Genomic DNA, 12,414 nt, shown 5'->3' on the forward strand with positions numbered 1-12,414 from the left:
CAACTCCTTTTCAATGTCATTTTAATATAAAATAAAGGCGAATGACATACAAATGCTCGGGAGGCGCTTACAACTTTACAAATCATTTCAATTCCGTAACAACAAAAATTAATTAGAGCATTTTTGCTTGAAAGTGATAAGATAGTAAAGATGAATTTTAGTGGGGGGAGTATCCATTGAAAATAAGTTTAGGATTGATTTACGGCGGAAAGTCAGCCGAACATAATGTATCACTGCAAACAGCCCTTGCAGTTACAAAAGCACTTAACACTGAGAAGTTCGATATACATCCAATTTATATTACAGAAGAGGGCGAATGGCTAAGAGGAGAAAAACTCACTGAACCAGTATCAAACGTCAGAATGCTTCAATTTGAACAGAGCGCAAAGACGTTTTTACCAACTTCTTTAAATGAGAGCATGTTTCCACAGCCTGCATCCGCTGATGAGAAGATTGATGTTGTCTTCCCATTATTGCACGGGCCAAATGGTGAAGATGGAACGATGCAAGGATTACTTGAACTGCTAAATATCCCGTATGTCGGCAACGGCGTTCTTGCTTCTGCCGCGGGTATGGATAAAGTCATGATGAAAGATGTTTTTGCTCAAGCAGGACTTGCACAAGCAAAGCACCTTTCCTTCAATAAAAAAGACTATGAGAAAGCCACGGCAGACAGCTTAGAACAGGTGGAACAAGTACTTGGCTATCCATGCTTTGTGAAACCTGCCAACATGGGATCAAGTGTTGGAATAAGCAAATGCCGCAGCAAAGAAGAGCTGCAAACCGCATTCGACTTGGCTTTCCAATATGATCGTCGTGTGGTCGTAGAAGAAGGCGTTGTAGGAAGAGAAATCGAGATTGGTGTATTAGGAAATGACGAGCCGAAATGCTCTGTCGTTGGTGAAATTGCACCTAAAACAGATTTTTATGACTACAAAGCAAAATATGAAGATGGCGATACAGATTTGATCATTCCTGCGAGTGTGTCAGAAGATGAATACAAGACGATTCATGATATGGCGATTAAGGCATTTAAATCCCTAGACGGTTCTGGTCTTGTACGTGCAGACTTCTTCCTCACAGAAAAAGGCGAAGTGTTGATCAATGAAGTGAATACAATGCCTGGATTCACACCATTCAGTATGTTCCCGCTGCTTTGGAAGCACACTGGTGTAGAGTATCCAGAGCTAATTGAAAAGCTAGTGTCACTCGCAATTGAACGCCATCAAGAAAAACAAACCATTAAAACGACTTTTTAATGTGAGCAACAAGCAGACACTATCCTTAGGTAGTGTCTCTTTTCCTTCAAACGTGAAATGAGAAAGAGAGGCGAAAAAATCATGATCAAACGTACAGTGAATCAAATCGCCCAAATGGCTGGTGGGACACTATCTAATCAAGCTTTTGGCGAAGAGCAAATTTACGGAGTGACGACAGATACACGAAAAGTATCAAAAGGTGCATTGTTTATCCCCTTAATTGGAGAACATTTTAACGGTCACACATTTGCTTCTAAAGCAGTGGAGCTTGGAGCCGCAGCCGTTCTTTGGAATCAAAAAGAAGCCAATCCACCGTTCGGTGTACCTGTCATTCTTGTCGACGATACTCTGGCAGCACTTCAGCAATTGGCAAAATCATATTTAAAAGAAGAAAACCCTCGTGTTGTCGGTATTACAGGAAGTAATGGGAAAACGACAACGAAAGATATGATTCATTCCGTCTTACAAACAACGTATCAAGTTCATAAAACAGACGGTAACTTTAATAATCATATCGGTCTTCCGCTCACCATTCTTGCGATGCCAGAAGGTACAGAGATAGCTGTATTGGAGATGGGCATGAGTGCAAAAGGCGAGATCGAGTTCTTGTCAAACCTAGCTGAGCCTGATGCAGCAGTCATCACTAATATCGGAGAATCTCATATGCAAGATTTAGGATCAAGAGAAGCCATTGCTGATGCAAAATGTGAGATCACAAAAGGGCTAAAAGAGGATGGCACCTTTTATTATTTAGGAGATGAACCTTTGATCCGCGAGAGAGCGACTCTACTTTCGCAGCAAGTGAAAACCTTTGGAGAAGCAGAGGACTGTGATATCAAGGTAACGCATATCAACCAGCTTGCAGAAGGAACTGAATTTCAGGTCGAAGGGTATGCCCAGGGGTTTCTCATTCCTGTATTAGGGAAACATAATGTAAAGAATGCCCTTGCTGCCATTGCCATAGGCCAGCATTTCGGACTGAATGAAAGACAAATCGCCCAAGGACTCATGCAAACAAAGTTAACAGGAATGCGTCTTGAACTGTTTAAAACAGAAAAAGGAATCACTGTTATCAATGATGCGTATAATGCAAGCCCTACTTCCATGAAGGCTGCCATTGATCTTGTAGGAGATATGGACGGCTTCGCAAATCGCATTCTTGTCCTTGGAGACATGCTTGAGATGGGCAGCGAAGAAGAAACGTATCATTATGAACTAGGCCGCTATATCAAGCCTGAATTTATTGATCATGTGATGACGTATGGCCGCCTAGGTGAATTCATCGCTGAAGGAGCAAAGAAATCATTCGGTGACGCGCGCGTGTTCTCATTTATGGACAAAGAGGAACTGAAAAAAAAACTTGCTGACGTAGCAGGTCCTGACGATGTTGTTCTCGTCAAAGCCTCTCGCGGCATGAGATTAGAAGAAGTCATTACTGCACTATAAAAAGAGAGCGGCAAAGAAGGTGACAGAATGATTGGCTGTCTATGTATACATGGATTCACTGGCGCCCCCTATGAAGTGGAACCGCTAGCGCAATATTTAAAGCAGAAGACAGATTGGAACGTTCAGTCTGTCACGCTTCCGGGGCATGGAGATGAACTTCAACTAAAAGGCATTCTCTATCAAGAATGGATTGCGACAGCTGAATTAGAACTTCTTTCTCTTTACCGAACATGTGATACCATTTTTTTGATTGGGTTTTCTATGGGAGGAATGATTGCTTCTTATCTTGCAGCGAAGTATCCAGTTGCTCGTCTCGTCCTTTTAAGTGCTGCGGCGAAATATGTGAATCCAAAACAAATGATTCAAGACACAAGGCAGATGGTGAAGCAATCATTGTCTGGATTGATTGATACGAATCCTTTGTATGATAGATACCGTCATAAGCTAACGAGCACACCGCTGTCAGCTGCTGTAGAATTTATGAAGCTGGTGAAGCAAACGAAGAGCTCCCTTGAGAAGCTTCACCTCCCTGTGTTAATTGTTCAAGGGGAAAGCGATGGGATTGTGCCAGCTTCAAGTGCACAATTTATTGATCATAAAATCCCGTCTCGACAGAAAGAAATATTTTATTTACCTGACTGTAAACACCATGTTTGTCACGAGCCGTGTGCACAGCAATTGTTTGAAAAAGTAGAGCAATTTCTAAAAAAAACAATTTAATCTATAGAAAAGCGAAAATGTGGCTAAACTAATATAAATTGAATCCCACTTGTTAAAAATTGCATCATTTTTGTCGAATGAGTGACAAGCCTATGGTACAATAGGAAAGAAAAGGTGGCTGATTCGGTTGTTTCAATATGACGGAAAAACCTTTGTCCCGCAGTCTAATTCGAGTAACGGAGAAGTATCGGCAGGCACCATATTTCAATATCGTCAGGACGGGAATATATTAACGGGCACATATCAAGGCGGCAGTATTGTATCTGGTGTACTTGTAGGAACTGTAAATGAGGATGGAACACTTCATTTTAGGTACCACCATGTCAGCAAAGACGGTAGCATGAGAAGCGGGTCTTGCAATTCTACACCTAAGCAGTTGGATAACGGAAAAATTCAACTGTTCGAAAAGTGGAAATGGATGGATGGAGATCAAAGTGATGGTGAATCTGTCATTGTGGAACAGTAGATATATCCATTTCTGTCTTGTTGAAAAACAAATAATGTAATGGTAAGATATAAGGTAGGGTAATTCGGGCTTTGTATATAATGGACCTGTCCTTTCGGGTAAGGGCAGTTTTTAATGATCATTCACGAGATTACTGAAACAGCAATTAGAAGGAGTTTGAATAATTTGACTATAACGTTTCAAGATTTTCAATTAAGCGAAAGTCTCATGAAAGCTATTAACCGCATGGGATTTGAAGAAGCGACACCGATTCAAGCGGAAACAATTCCTCTCGGTCTTCAGAATAAAGATGTCATTGGACAAGCACAAACAGGAACAGGAAAAACTGCAGCATTTGGTATTCCTCTTGTAGAAAAAATCGACCCAGCGTCTCCAAATATCCAAGCGATTATCATTGCGCCAACAAGAGAATTAGCGATTCAAGTATCTGAAGAGCTATACAAAATTGGCCAAGACAAGCGTGCGCGCGTACTTCCGATTTACGGTGGACAAGATATCAGCCGCCAAATCCGTTCGCTCAAGAAAAATCCTCATATCATCGTAGGGACTCCAGGACGTTTACTCGATCACATTAACCGTCGTACAATGCGTCTTCAAAATGTTGAGACTGTTGTGCTTGATGAAGCAGACGAAATGCTAAACATGGGTTTTATCGAAGACATTGAATCGATCCTTTCAAATGTACCAAGTGAACACCAAACCCTTTTATTCTCTGCGACAATGCCTGCACCAATTAAGCGCATTGCGGAACGTTTCATGACCAACCCAGAACACGTAAAAGTAAAAGCGAAAGAAATGACTGTCTCTAACATCCAACAGTTCTACTTGGATATTCACGAACGTAAGAAGTTTGATACATTGACACGTCTTCTTGACATTCAATCACCTGAGCTTTCAATTGTCTTCGGTCGTACGAAACGCCGTGTTGACGAATTGTCAGAAGCGCTTAACCTTAGAGGTTATACAGCTGAAGGGATTCATGGTGACCTAACTCAAGCGAAACGTATGGTTGCGCTTCGCAAATTCAAAGAAGGTTCAATCGATGTGCTTGTAGCAACAGACGTTGCAGCACGTGGACTTGATATCTCAGGCGTAACACACGTGTATAACTTTGACGTACCACAAGATCCAGAGAGCTACGTCCACCGTATTGGACGTACAGGCCGTGCTGGACGTACAGGTATGGCGGTGACATTCATCACACCGCGTGAAAAAGATATGCTTCGTGCGATTGAGAAAACGACTAACCGTAAAATGGAACGTATGAAAGAACCAACTCTAGATGAAGCAATTGAAGGTCAACAGCAAGTAACCATTGATCGTCTGCGCACAATCATCAGTGAAAACAACTTAAACTTCTACATGACAGCTGCTGCTGAATTGCTAGAAGATCATGATTCTGTCACAGTGGTTGCGGCTGCCATCAAAATGATGACAAAAGAGCCAGATGCAACTCCTGTTCGTTTGACAGATGAAGCACCAATGATTTCAAAACACAATCGTAACAACCGCAGCTCTTCTAAACGTAGAGACGGTGGCGGCGGCTATCGCGGGAAAAGCCGCTCATCTTACGGTGATAAAAAGCGCTCTTCAAATGACCGCAATCGTTCTTCTAGCGATCGTCGTCAAAAGAAATCTTATAATAGCTAATTCAAAAGCGAATCCTTTGCAGGATTCGCTTCAGCGTGTAGACAAACCCTCGCATTCGTTGTCAGGTCTGCGCGCTGGTGCTCACGAATGTTCAATTCGCTCCGCGCCAGTGCTCGCCCTTCCTAGACTGCAAAGGTTTTCTATCACGCTGAAAAGAAGACAAAGTGCTAAAATAAACATCATTTTAGCACTTTGTCAACAATCTAAAGCGAATCCTTTGCAGGGTTCGCTTTTTTTAACAGGTTTGCTGAAACTTTTTAGGATTTGTTTCGTAATATATTGATAGAAAAGTAAGAGAATGGGGGAAGAATGTGAGAAAACAGCCGCAACGTCAAATTAGTTTAAATGGTTTAAAGGTATGGCGTCTTCAAAATGGAATTATCTCATTGATTTTCTTACTCATCATCATTGGGGTATTTGTTGCTAGTTATTATCTTCAATGGCCATATTGGATTGGCGCCATCCTCACCGGTTTATGGGTCTTACAGGTCATTTTTGGCATTTGGCTTATACCGAAAATCCGTCATCGCATCTGGCGCTACGAAGTATTCGAAAATGAAATTGAAATTCAGCATGGACTCATTCGCGTTACACGTGTGATTGTACCCATGGTTCGTGTCCAGCATGTCGATACATCACAAGGGCCGCTTTTAAGGCGCTACCGTTTGGCATCTGTTCAAATATCGACTGCTGCCACAGTTCATGATATACCGGCGCTAGAATTAGAAGAAGCAGATGAGCTTCGTGATTACATATCTCGTTTAGCAAGGGTGACGGAAGATGATGTCTGAACCAAAACGTGTACATCCAATCTCGATGTTCATTGATTTTATATCAGATGCCGTATCCATGGTCAAAAACTTCATTATCCCTTTTTTCGTGCTTATTTTTGTGAACTCGAACTCGAGCATTCGTTTTTATGCATTTATCATTCTTGGTGTGCTTCTTTTATGGAAAGCTGTTTCAACCGTTTTAGCATGGAGACGATTTACCTACCGAATGGAAGAGGATGAATTTCGCGTGGAATCGGGCGTCATCACAAAAAAGAAAAAATATATTTCGTTAGAACGAATTCAAACGGTGAATACAAGTGAAGGTATCTTCCAGCGGATTTTTGGTTTGGTGCGGGTTCAAATCGAAACAGCTGGCGGAACAGACGGACCGGAAGTGAGTCTGACGGCAATTACAAAAGCAGAAGCGGAACAATTAAAGCAATCGATTTTCAACCGGAAGAAAAGCTTGCAGCAAGAAGAAATGGTGGATGAAAATGGGGATGTCCCGCATGATCCTCTGACAGCGCAGCAACCTGTAGAAAAAGAAATCAATGTTTCCTACCGAATGGGTATACCAGAGCTGCTTTTGGCTGCGACCACTTCAAGCGGGATCGGAGTCATTATTTCTGGGTGTCTCGCCATTTACACACAAATAGATGAAATTCTTCCTTTGGACGGATTCTTCAAGCGGTTTTCTTTTTTAAGTCATGCGAGTGTTGAGATTTATGCGATTCTCATATTTATTGCCGTATTGATTGCGTGGATTCTTAGTGTTGGGGTAACAGCCCTTCAATATGCAAATTTTACCGCAAAACGAAAAGGGAAAGACATCATCATCACAAGAGGGCTCATTGAGAGGCATCAAATGACCATTCCACTTGCGAGAATTCAAGCAGTGAAAATCAAAGAAAATATTCTCCGTGAACCCTTTGGCTTTGCGACGGTGATGCTTGTGAGTGCAGGAGGTTCTATTGCAGAAAAAGAAACCTCTTCCGTCTTATTTCCACTGATTCGGAAGAAAAAAATCAACGAACTGCTCTCTCAATTCACAGATGATTATCATTTGGAGCCAGAAGCTGAACTGAAAAAGGTGCCAAAGCGTTCACTCAAGCGCTATCTGATCTCTTTCGGCTTTGTACCATTACTTGTCGGCGTGATCCTATCTGTCCGTTTCCCGCCATGGGGGTATTTGGCACTCATTCCGCTTCCTATTGCTTTGGTTTTTGGCTATTTAGCTTATAAACAATCAGGCTATACGATCAAAGATCCATTGATTCAACTGACATCAAGAGGCATTGGCAAAACCACCGGCATTGTCTTGAGAAAACGAATGCAAAACTATACGATGACGCAATCTTTCTTCCAAAAGAAAGGCCGAGTGGCGAGTATTCACACCTTTGTGAAATCCTCTGCACTGCTTGATTCCTTTGGTGTGCATCACCTTGAGGAAGAAGATGCAACACGTGTAATGGATTGGTATTCGTATGAAAAAAATAAATCTTCTTAAACAAAAAATGTCGATCTGCTTCCTGTTCATAGGAGTGATCGACATTTTTTATGAGGTTAATAGCGTCTTTTTTTTGAATGGAAAAATAGCGTAAGAGGTGCTAGGAGCATGCCGCCGATTAATCCAAATAAGTGAGCCATGATATTAATGTTTGAGTTGACGAACGTCATGATGACAGAGACTGCAAGAATCGTTAAGATCACCTGAGAATTGCCGCGGTCCATCATATGCGGTTTAAATAGAACAAGGTATAAATAAACGCCAAACAAACCGAAGATCGCACCGGACGCTCCGACATGTACATACTCTAAAGGCTCCACCCAATAGGTTCCGAGATTGCCAATGAATCCTGCACCAAGATAGATAATGAGAAATCGAACCTTCCCAAGCAAATGCTCAAGCGGTGGAGCGAATAAGAACAAAGACATAGAATTGAACAAAATATGGGTCAGACTTCCGTGAAGGAAAACAGGTGTGACGAGCCGCCACCATTCTCCAGTAGCTACACCATAATTGAAACCGACGAGATGGTCGTGACCAAGCTGTATAAGAGGGATAGGAAGCGCAAATATAAGCCATAGACCAAATTGCAAAGCAAGGATCGTTGTGACGATTGGATACGATCTAATAAATTGTTGAAAGCTCTCCGTTCGAATAAACATAACAAACCCCTTTTGACTAGATAATGGTAAGTTTATAGTAACACGTTTATGAAGAGAACATCCAAATTAGTACGAGTATCATAGGAGGTACCTCATGATCAAAGGAATAGGTATTGATATAGTAGAGATCAACCGGCTCGCGCGAGTGCTTAGCAGACAGCCTCGTTTACCAGAACGAATTTTAACGATAAGTGAACAAGACATCTTTCACACACTCAGTGAAAAGAGGCAGCTGGAATTTTTGGCAGGACGTTTTGCAGCAAAGGAAGCTTTCGCTAAAGCATACGGAACGGGAATCGGCCGGCATTTAAGCTTTCATGATATGGAAATCCATAAAGACGAACTTGGAAAACCCTTCATCAAAAGCGAAAAGACGAAGGGTGACCAGGTTCATGTGTCCATCACTCACACGAACGAATATGCTGCTGCACAAGTTTTAATTGAAAGGTTGTCAAGCTAGTCTGCATATTGTTTGTCCCTCCTTCATATATTGGGTAGTGCGATAAGGAAGGGCGTGTTGCTAACAGGCTTTGATGGTTCGCGGTACGCAGTTAACTCTTGAGGCGTACTGTTAAAGTCAAACAAGCGGTTTCTTCCTTTTAACACAATTAACGAAGGGGTTGAAAAGGGTGAGAAAAAGCTTTGTTTTGCTTGTAACGGGAATCCTTTTTGTACTGATTCTCTCCGCATGCGGTCAAAAATCTCAGCAGGATATCGTTGGAGATTTAAACAAAAAGGCAGAGGAAATGACATCATACAAAGCCAAAGCAAAAATGACCATTGAGACAGGAAATGACCCGCAGGAGTATCAAGTAGAAATTTGGTACAAGAAGCCGGAACTTTACCGTGTCTATTTAGAAAATCCGAAAAAGGATCAGAGTCAAGTCATTTTAAGAAATGGCAATGGTGTGTTTGTGCTGACACCTTCATTGAACAAGAGCTTCCGTTTCCACAGTGATTGGCCGAATAATAGCAGTCAGGTCTACTTATTTGAGTCACTCGTGAAGGACATTAAAAATGACAGTGCCGCTCAGTTCAAAGCGAAAGATTCAAAGTATGTGTTTGAAACCAAAACCAATTATCAGCATAACCAAATGCTGCCTACCCAAGAGATTACCTTTCATAAAAAAACGATGGCGCCTGCCAGTGTGAAAGTGCTGGATAGTGACAAAAAGCCAATGGTGAAAGTGGAATTCTCTCACTTTGAATTCAATAAATCCTTTGGCAAAGATGCATTTGATGAGAAGAAAAACATGACACTCTCTCAAATGGATGTTGCCACAAGTGCAGACCCATCTGACAGCTTTGCGGTGAAAACGCCAGTTGACATGCCAGAGGGTGTGAAGAAGATGGAAGAGAAAGAAATGATGACAGATGCCGGGAAGCGTTATGTCATGACGTATGGCGGAAAGAAATCCTTCACACTTATTCAGGAAAAAGCGAGAGTCGCTGAAGCGTCTACGCCTGTGACAATGAACGGCGAGCCAGTCGACCTTGGCATGACAGTTGGGGTTCTTACAGATCAATCCCTTTCATGGACATCTGACGGAGTGGACTACTTGATTTCTTCAAGTGATCTATCGAATGAAGAGCTGTTGATGGTTGCAAAGAGTGTAGAAGGTCAGTCAGCTAAATAAATACCTCAGGCGAAAGCCTTAGAAATGAAAAATCAGCCCTATGCAAGGGCTGATTTTCTTTGATTTGTTTCACTTTATTCTTGATTTTTAGTATCATATGAGAGGATTGAATCATTCAATAGGGAAGTGTGACGGATGGACACAAATGCCTTTTATAGAGACACATGGGCAGAAATTAATTTATCAGCAATCAAGCATAATGTTTCACATATGAAAGATCATATCGGTCAAAGTGTTCAACTGATGGCTGTGGTGAAAGCCAATGCATATGGACATGGAGATATAGAAGTGGCAAGAGCTGCTCTCAAAGCAGGAGCAGACGTATTAGCCGTCGCCTTTTTAGATGAGGCCGTTTCTTTAAGAAATAAAGGCATCACAGCAAAAATACTTGTACTCGGCGCTGTACCGCCGGAATATGTCAAAGCAGCCGTTCGATACAATGTCATCATGACCGCTTACTCCATCGATTGGCTGAGAGACGTCACCAAAATGGTGAAAGGGCAGATGGGACAACCGATACGTTTTCATTTGAAAATAGACAGCGGAATGAACCGATTAGGTGTGAAAACGATCGAGCAAGTGAACGAAGTGAAAAAGCTTGTCAGCGAGCACTCTTATTTACAGCTGGAAGGCGTATTTACTCACTTTGCGACAGCAGATGAAAAGGATGAAGCCTACTTTGATCGGCAGGTCGACACCTTTCAAACACTGCTTGAGCCGCTTCATACGGACAAGCTGCTCGTTCATTGCGCCAACAGTGCTGCAGCTTTAAGGTTTAAAGACGTTTTGTTTAATATGGTTCGCTTCGGCATCAGTATGTACGGGCTGTCACCGTCTGAAGAAATCAAAGATGAATTGCCTTTCAAGCTCGAAGAAGCCATGTCTCTTCATACAAAGCTTGCCCATGTAAAGCATATTCAAAAGGGTGAGAGTGTCAGCTATGGGGCGACGTATACAGCCAATCAAGATACGTGGATCGGCACGGTTCCAGTCGGCTATGCAGATGGATGGATCAGGAAGCTGGCAGGAACGGAAGTACTTGTTGGCGGAAAGCGCCGGAAGATCGCAGGAAGGGTTTGTATGGATCAATTCATGATTGAACTGAAAGACAAGCTTCCAGTAGGGGAGCCGGTCGTTTTGATTGGTCAGCAAGGAGAAGACATGGTATCAGTCGATGAAATCGCCAAAAGGCTTGAAACCATTAACTATGAAGTCACTTGCTCGATTGGCCACCGCGTCCCAAGAGTATATATAGAGGACGGCGAAAGAGTGCATGTGCGGAATCCGCTCCTTCAAGGCGGGCCAAGTTTTTTATAAACAACATTCAAAAGAACGATAGTCAAACTGACTTCGTTCTTTTTTATTCGACAAAAGTAGGGTAAACATTCTCCCTTTTTTAGAGATTTTGGAAATACCGTATGATTTTCGGAAAAAAGCGTATAATGGGAAAGAGGAACTCCATTATCATCTTGATTTACGGGTGGCCGAACGCAATATCATCATCTAAAAAAGAAATCATGAAACAGCTTTGCTTGTGCATTGAATAATGGTATGATTAGTCTTGGAATGGATCGATACGGTATCCGTAAGTTTTGTGGAGGTGTATGTTTTTTGTCTGAATCCAGCGCAACAAATGAAATGAAGATTCGACTGCCGGAGGCTTTAATGTCTGAGATCGAACGAGTAGCAGAGCAGGATAAGGTAACAAGAAATGAATTGATCTACCGAGCGACAAAAACGTATATTCGTGAACGTAATATTCGACAAAATCGTGAATCGATGAGACGCGGCTACATGGAGATGGCGAAAATTAATCTGAATATCTCTTCAGAGGCACAATACGCAGAGTTTGAGGCTGAGAATACAGTTGAGCGATTAGTCAGCGGGGGTTAAACATTTGATTGTTAAACGCGGTGATGTTTACTTTGCTGATTTATCTCCTGTTGTTGGCTCCGAGCAGGGCGGGGTTCGCCCGGTATTGGTGATTCAAAATGACATTGGAAATCGCTTTAGCCCGACTGCTATCGTTGCAGCCATAACAGCCCAAATACAAAAAGCGAAATTACCGACTCACGTCGAAATTAATGCAAAGCGCTACGGCTTTGAACGAGATTCTGTCATTCTTTTGGAACAGATTCGTACAATCGATAAACAAAGATTGACAGATAAAATCACACATCTTGATGATGAGATGATGGAGAAGGTTGATGAAGCCTTACAAGTTAGTTTGGCTCTTATTGATTTTTAATATGGTGAGATATGGTTGCTCTACTGGAGCAACTTTTTTTTGTGTT

The 12,414-nt window shown here is 42.1% G+C and carries 13 protein-coding genes; 12 read left to right on the forward strand and 1 reads right to left on the reverse strand.

Annotation, left to right across the window (positions count from 1 at the left end; genetic code table 11):
* The first annotated feature begins 176 nt into the window (after positions 1–176).
* The 7 genes from MKY83_RS02475 to MKY83_RS02505 all read left to right on the forward strand — a co-directional run bounded on the left by MKY83_RS02475 (position 177) and on the right by MKY83_RS02505 (position 7,821).
* A complete protein-coding gene (locus tag MKY83_RS02475; RefSeq protein WP_044140559.1) occupies positions 177–1,259 on the forward strand; it encodes a D-alanine--D-alanine ligase in 1,083 nt (360 codons plus the stop codon).
* An 81-nt stretch (positions 1,260–1,340) separates the two neighbouring features.
* A complete protein-coding gene (murF, locus tag MKY83_RS02480) occupies positions 1,341–2,705 on the forward strand; it encodes a UDP-N-acetylmuramoyl-tripeptide--D-alanyl-D-alanine ligase (protein WP_278177902.1) in 1,365 nt (454 codons plus the stop codon).
* Between the two features lie 27 nt (positions 2,706–2,732).
* On the forward strand, positions 2,733–3,425 hold the full coding sequence (locus MKY83_RS02485) for an alpha/beta fold hydrolase (RefSeq protein ID WP_113768715.1): 693 nt from the start codon (positions 2,733–2,735) through the stop codon (positions 3,423–3,425).
* A gap of 127 nt (positions 3,426–3,552) precedes the next feature.
* Positions 3,553–3,891, forward strand: a complete 339-nt coding sequence (locus MKY83_RS02490) for a hypothetical protein (RefSeq protein WP_003213982.1) — start codon at positions 3,553–3,555, stop codon at positions 3,889–3,891.
* 165 nt (positions 3,892–4,056) lie between these two features.
* The gene (locus MKY83_RS02495; RefSeq protein WP_342488085.1) at positions 4,057–5,541 is read left to right on the forward strand and encodes a DEAD/DEAH box helicase; all 1,485 of its coding nucleotides are present in this window, start codon (positions 4,057–4,059) and stop codon (positions 5,539–5,541) included.
* Between the two features lie 311 nt (positions 5,542–5,852).
* On the forward strand, positions 5,853–6,332 hold the full coding sequence (locus MKY83_RS02500) for a PH domain-containing protein (protein WP_044140563.1): 480 nt from the start codon (positions 5,853–5,855) through the stop codon (positions 6,330–6,332).
* Positions 6,322–7,821, forward strand: coding sequence for a PH domain-containing protein (locus MKY83_RS02505; protein ID WP_185108377.1), 1,500 nt, complete (start codon positions 6,322–6,324; stop codon positions 7,819–7,821). Before MKY83_RS02500 ends, MKY83_RS02505 begins: the two co-directional genes overlap by 11 nt.
* Positions 7,822–7,877: 56 nt before the next feature.
* Here MKY83_RS02505 and MKY83_RS02510 read toward each other — a convergent pair whose 3' ends face one another.
* The gene (locus tag MKY83_RS02510) at positions 7,878–8,483 is read right to left on the reverse strand and encodes a rhomboid family intramembrane serine protease (protein WP_065097546.1); all 606 of its coding nucleotides are present in this window, start codon (positions 8,481–8,483) and stop codon (positions 7,878–7,880) included.
* A gap of 94 nt (positions 8,484–8,577) precedes the next feature.
* Here MKY83_RS02510 and acpS point away from each other — a divergent pair, with 94 nt between their 5' ends.
* The 5 genes from acpS to ndoA all read left to right on the forward strand — a co-directional run bounded on the left by acpS (position 8,578) and on the right by ndoA (position 12,368).
* On the forward strand, positions 8,578–8,943 hold the full coding sequence (gene acpS, locus MKY83_RS02515) for a holo-ACP synthase (protein ID WP_044140566.1): 366 nt from the start codon (positions 8,578–8,580) through the stop codon (positions 8,941–8,943).
* A gap of 160 nt (positions 8,944–9,103) precedes the next feature.
* Entirely contained in the window at positions 9,104–10,120 is a 1,017-nt protein-coding gene (locus tag MKY83_RS02520; RefSeq protein ID WP_342488087.1) for an outer membrane lipoprotein carrier protein LolA, read from the forward strand.
* Positions 10,121–10,255: 135 nt separating this feature from the next.
* Positions 10,256–11,437, forward strand: coding sequence for an alanine racemase (gene alr / locus MKY83_RS02525; protein ID WP_113768718.1), 1,182 nt, complete (start codon positions 10,256–10,258; stop codon positions 11,435–11,437).
* A 294-nt stretch (positions 11,438–11,731) separates the two neighbouring features.
* A complete protein-coding gene (locus MKY83_RS02530) occupies positions 11,732–12,013 on the forward strand; it encodes a hypothetical protein (RefSeq protein WP_003214273.1) in 282 nt (93 codons plus the stop codon).
* 4 nt (positions 12,014–12,017) lie between these two features.
* Positions 12,018–12,368 (forward strand): type II toxin-antitoxin system endoribonuclease NdoA, encoded by a 351-nt coding sequence (ndoA, locus tag MKY83_RS02535; protein WP_003214169.1) that lies wholly within the window; start codon positions 12,018–12,020, stop codon positions 12,366–12,368.
* The last annotated feature ends 46 nt before the right edge of the window (positions 12,369–12,414 follow it).

It is taken from the genome of Bacillus sp. FSL M8-0266 (assembly GCF_038613425.1).
GTDB lineage: Bacteria > Bacillota > Bacilli > Bacillales > Bacillaceae > Bacillus > Bacillus pumilus.